2 protein-coding genes are annotated in these 3068 nt (G+C 65.5%); one reads left to right on the forward strand and one right to left on the reverse strand.

The window, feature by feature from the left end; all coding sequences use genetic code 11:
- Positions 1-159: 159 nt before the first annotated feature.
- Positions 160-2241 (reverse strand): DNA topoisomerase IV subunit B, encoded by a 2082-nt coding sequence (gene parE / locus VKP01_RS03215; RefSeq protein ID WP_324410214.1) that lies wholly within the window; start codon positions 2239-2241, stop codon positions 160-162.
- 297 nt (positions 2242-2538) lie between these two features.
- Here parE and VKP01_RS03220 point away from each other — a divergent pair.
- The coding region (locus tag VKP01_RS03220; protein ID WP_324410216.1) for a coproporphyrinogen III oxidase at positions 2539-3068 on the forward strand (530 nt) is incomplete at its 3' end.

Below are 3068 nucleotides of genomic sequence, written 5' to 3' on the forward strand. Positions count from 1 at the left end.
CCCAGCGGCTGCATGATTTCATCTACGCGGCGGGCAATCTGCGCGATCCGGAAGATGCGTACCGCGGTTTCCGCGACCGGTTGCCTGATGTCGGGCCATTGCTGGAGAAGCGCGGGCTGGCGTAACCGGGGGCGGGGCGTAAAGCCCCGCTTCTCCTGCTCAGATATCCAGGTCGAGATCGGTGGCGAAGGCGGCGCGGTCCTGGATGAAGCTGAAGCGGGCTTCGGGCTTGTTGCCCATCAGCCGTTCGATTGCATCGCCGGTGGCCTCGCGGTCGTCTCCATGCACGGCGACGCGCAGGAGCGTGCGCTTCTCCGGATGCATGGTGGTTTCCTTGAGCTGTGCCGGCATCATCTCGCCGAGCCCCTTGAAGCGGCTCACCTCGACCTTGGCATTGGCCTTGAACGCGCTCTTGATCAGCGCGTCCTTGTGAGCATCGTCATGCGCATAGACGGTCTTGGCGCCGTGGGTGAGCTTGTAGAGCGGCGGGATGGCCAGATAGAGATGCCCCTTGTCGATCAGTCTGGGCATCTGCCGGTAGAAGAAGGTGATCAGCAGTGACGCGATATGCGCGCCGTCGACATCGGCATCGGTCATGATGATGACCTTGTCGTAGCGCAGATCCTCGTCGCGGTATTGCGCGCCGGTGCCGCAGCCCAGCGCCTGGACGATATCCCCGAGCTGCTGGTTCGCGGCGAGCTTGTCGCGTCCGGCGGAGGCGACGTTGAGGATCTTGCCGCGCAGGGGCAGGATCGCCTGATAGCCGCGATCACGACCCTGCTTGGCCGAGCCGCCGGCTGAATCACCCTCGACGATGAAGAGTTCGGAGCCTGCCGCACCCGCATTGGTGCAATCGGCGAGCTTGCCGGGAAGACGCAGCTTGCGTGTCGCGGTCTTGCGCGCGACTTCCTTCTCCTTGCGCCGGCGCAGCCGCTCCTCGGCGCGATCCACCACCCAGTCGATCAGGCGGGCGGCCTGGTTGGGGGAGGCGGCGAGCCAGTGGTCGAAGGCGTCGCGGATGGCGTTCTCGACGATGCGTGAGGCTTCCAGCGTGGCGAGCTTGTCCTTGGTCTGGCCCTGGAATTCCGGCTCGCGGATGAAGACCGAGAGCATGGCCGCGCAGGTGGTCATCACGTCATCGGCATTGACCTGCGCCATGCGCTTGGACTGGTTGACCCGCTCGGCATGGTCGCGCAGGCCGCGCAGCAGCGCCATGCGCATGCCGCTCTCATGCGTGCCGCCCTCAGGCGTCGGTATGGTATTGCAATAGGAGGAGGAAAATCCGTCCTCGACCCCGCCCAGCCAGGCGATGGCCCATTCCAGCGAGCCGTGGCCGCCGGGCTTCCTGATCTTGCCGGCGAAGATCTGATCGGCGACGAGCTCCTTGCCCGCGATCTCGCTGGCGAGATAATCCTTGAGCCCGTCGGGATACTTGAACACTGCCTCGGCAGCGACAGTCTCGCCGGCGAGCTCGGGCGCACAATGCCAGCGGATCTCGACACCGCCGAAGAGATAGGCCTTCGAGCGCGTCATGCGCAGCAGCCGCGCGGGCGAAAACGTCGCGCCATGGGCGCCGAAAATCTGCGCATCCGGCTTGAAGCGCACTCTCGTGCCGCGCCGGTTATGCACCTTGCCGACGGTCTCAAGCGGGGTCACCGCGTGGCCGCGCTCGAAGATCTGGCGATAGAGCATCTGCCCGCGGGCCACCTCGACCTCGAGCCGCTCCGACAGGGCGTTGACCACCGAGACGCCGACGCCGTGCAGGCCGCCGGAGGTTTCGTAGACCTTGGAATCAAACTTGCCGCCCGCATGCAGGGTGGTCAGAATCACTTCCAGCGCGGATTTGTCGGGGAACTTTGGATGCGGATCGACGGGGATGCCGCGCCCGTTATCGGTAACGGTCAGAAAGCCGTCAGACTCGACCTCGACATCGATGAAACTGGCGTGCCCTGCCACGGCCTCGTCCATGGCGTTGTCGATGACTTCGGCGAAGAGATGGTGCAGCGCCTTCTCGTCGGTGCCGCCGATATACATGCCCGGGCGCCGGCGCACCGGTTCGAGGCCTTCCAGGACCTCGATCGTCGCGGCATTGTAGCCCGCTTCGCCCATGGTTCCTTCAGGAGCGTGATTCTGCGCGGCGCGTTTCTTTGCGGCGCGCGTGGCTGCAGCCGGTGCGCGCGCATCAGCCGCCTCGTCCTGCGCCTTCGCGGCCGCGCCACCGAACAGATCCGCTTTGCTCATTATCCGCTCGCTCTCGCCCTTGCTCCACCGTGCAACCCGATAGCGGGCTGCGGTCCGGGTGCTGCTGATTCGCGCCACGCGCCTGACTTTGTGCTTCTAGCGCACGCACGGCGCGAGGCAAACGCATTGCATGTCCGTGCATCACCGTTCTGAATAACGCGCCCGCCGGCTCACGACCAGCGCAGTCCCCGGCTTCTCCACTGCCAATTCGTCACCCCTCGAAGACCCGCGCGCCACCTTGTCATGATGCCAGCGGCTCCTGTAGGCAAAAGGTGGATATGCAAGGAAAGGCTCACCATGCAGGACGAAGACACGGTTACACGGCTTCAGCAGGACATGCCCGTCTGGTGCGCGGCCCTGCGCGACCGCATCTGCGCCGCTTTCGAGGCGATCGAGGCGGAGGCCGAGGGGCCATTCTTCCCGGAAGCCGAGGGGCCCGGGCGCTTTGAGCGCACGCCCTGGGAGCGCAAGGATCATTCCGGCGCCAAGGGCGGCGGCGGCGTCATGTCGATGATGAAGGGGCGAGTCTTCGAGAAGGTGGGCGTCCATATCTCAACCGTGCACGGCGAATTCGCGCCGGAATTCCGCGGGCAGATCCCCGGTTCCGATACGGATCCGCGCTTCTGGGCCTCGGGCATTTCGCTGATCGCCCATCCCTGGAACCCGCATGCGCCGACGGTGCACATGAATACCCGCTTCGTCGTGACCACGAAGCCCTGGTTCGGGGGCGGGGCCGATCTCACCCCGGTGCTCGATCGCCGGCGCGTGCAGGAGGATCATGATGCGCAGGCCTTTCACGGGGCCATGCGCGCGGTCTGCGAGAAGCA

It is taken from the genome of Saliniramus sp. (assembly GCF_035311605.1).
Taxonomy (GTDB): Bacteria; Pseudomonadota; Alphaproteobacteria; order Rhizobiales; family Beijerinckiaceae; genus Saliniramus.